1 protein-coding gene is annotated in these 2,287 nt (G+C 35.2%); it reads right to left on the bottom strand.

The features are described 5' to 3' along the window. Positions 1-3 precede the first annotated feature (3 nt). Entirely contained in the window at positions 4-1,059 is a 1,056-nt protein-coding gene (locus F9856_RS11905; protein ID WP_236659626.1) for a hypothetical protein, read from the bottom strand. Positions 1,060-2,287: the final 1,228 nt, after the last annotated feature.

Raw genomic sequence — 2,287 nt, 5'->3', positions numbered from 1 at the left:
TACCTAACGTTTCAATAAAATATAAGCGTAGGAACGAGGAAATTCCTCTGGTCTATTGTGTCCCAGAGCCTTTGTCACAATTTTACAAGCTTTTCTGTCGAGCGAGATGCCAACTAACTCTTTACGCAGATGGATAACTTCTTTACGATTTCTAATCTTGGAAATTTCGCGTGCTACACTGCGATAAACACGCTCTGCATACTCTGCACGATATTTGTGTGGCTTTAATGCTGTTGGAACTTTCTTTCCATCAAAATCGTCGAGGATTAAATCTTTGGGAACATGAAAGACTTTCTTTTCTCCTGCTCGTTGGAAAATAGCAACTAACCACTCTTCTTCCTCTTGACTAGTAGCCATGATGGGAGACCAGCGATCTCTGCGTCCTTTTGTGCGATGCTTATGGCCGTCTAAATTTAAATACCAACGGCCATCACGGCCGCGTTGCAGAGCATCACCAGTGACGTGGATCAATTCACTTTTTCGTAAGCCTGTTGCGGTAACTACTTTATGCCAGTAGTCGTTATTTTTGTTGGATAAACGATAGTCTTTATGCAATACACGATTATTCATACGATTTGCACGAGTACGTGGTTGTGTAGCGATGAAATTAGTTGAGGAAACTCCGAGAACTTTGGCCAATGCTGCTTTGTAGGTCGCTTGTGTATATGGACTTAAACCAATCTCTATACAATATTGTAAGTATTGATTGACAAGTTCTATCCAACCTTCCGTATCTTTTTCAACATTACCTAATGCCATTAACTGTTCTGGCGAAATGTTAATCGAAACCCATTTTGCAAAACAGTGCCATGAACCCGAATAGTTATGAAATGTACGATGAGTGTGGACTAACTCAATCTCATCTCCTGTTTCTTTGGCCTCTTTACGCTTAATGCCTTTTCCTTTTTTGAATCGTTTCTTTAAACTTGATACTCCTTGAGAATGGACAAACTGAAGTCGGCCTTCTGGTGTTTTTAGCGCTTTGTTTTGTTTTTCTATCGCATGTTTTTTCATTTTTCTACGATCTGAACGTGATCGTCTTTTTTTATTTTTAGTCATAACTGACTCCTTTCTTTTTGGTACCAATGGTTGAGGTGTTTTCGATTAACGCAATACTTCCGAAAACAGTGTCTTCCTGCTGCGGCAGGTGTTCTTTATGTTTTTTTAATTGGAGAAGACTACTCCAATACTCAATTTGGATTCGAGAGCTTGAATAATTGAAACGCATTATAACGTTTATTTTTTGTATTTTTTCGATTTGAACGATTTCTTGCTTTGGTTTCGCTATTCGTAAAACTGGATTATAACAATTGACTCAGTAATATTTCCTCCTTTATGATGCAGAATTTATTTAATAATATTTCAATTTGATTGTGACTATATCTTTGTTACTTTATCTGGACCTACGGCCTAAAAACTCCTTTCTATATGTTGTTAATTGAATAATTGAGTCATTATTTTGAAATAATTGAACCTTACGAATATGAAATCGCACTATTTCCTCCTGTCTATCTGATGTTGAAAAAACACCAGATAGTGTTTAGCTCTAGTCATTCAATTTTTACGATATTACTATGCCACATTTTCAAAATCAAAAAAAAAACACAGAAACATTTTTCTGTGAATAAATAAGAAACTGAAAAGTATTCGACATGCCTATTCTGTAGAGAGAAATAGGATAACTTGAAAAGGTAAAAGATGACTATTTGAAAATCTATTAGCTTAACGAATTATTTAATAGTAAAACTAGCTCATTAAGAGCTAAAAGATGGTTAAGTAGAGTTTCCCATTTTATCGCTAAATGTGGAATAGTAAAGAAGTCCAAGTTTTCTTAAAAAGTGGATTTGAATAGAGGTCCATTATGATAGAAATAATGGTGTATTAGAGTAGCCCACTTCGATTTGCGATATGGACTTTTAGAATAATCCATATTTTCAGTAATGTTGGAATACTAAAGAGAACCATGAAAACTTAACTTGTTGGTTCATAGAGGAATCCATTTTTCTATGAAAGATGGGCCATTAAAGTAACCGATTCAGTCGTAAAAGATGGCTAACTTAAAACCACCATTTAGTTTATGTTTATGGACGAATATAACCATCCATTATTTCTCAAAAAGTGGAATAGTAAAGAAGTCTGTGGAATAGGTAAAAGGCAGGAGATTTCGATATTTTCTGCCTATTTTTATTTATTCTACTGATGTTATTATTGAGATAATCTCGTTTTTGATGAGATACGTGTTTAGCGTGAGTAAACTATCGTTACTCATCGCTAAACACGTAGGCTT

The organism is Streptococcus suis (genome assembly GCF_016743335.1).
Lineage (GTDB): Bacteria > Bacillota > Bacilli > Lactobacillales > Streptococcaceae > Streptococcus > Streptococcus suis_Y.
The sequence above is the reverse complement of the archived record's forward strand: the minus strand, read 5'-3'. Positions and strand labels throughout refer to the sequence as shown.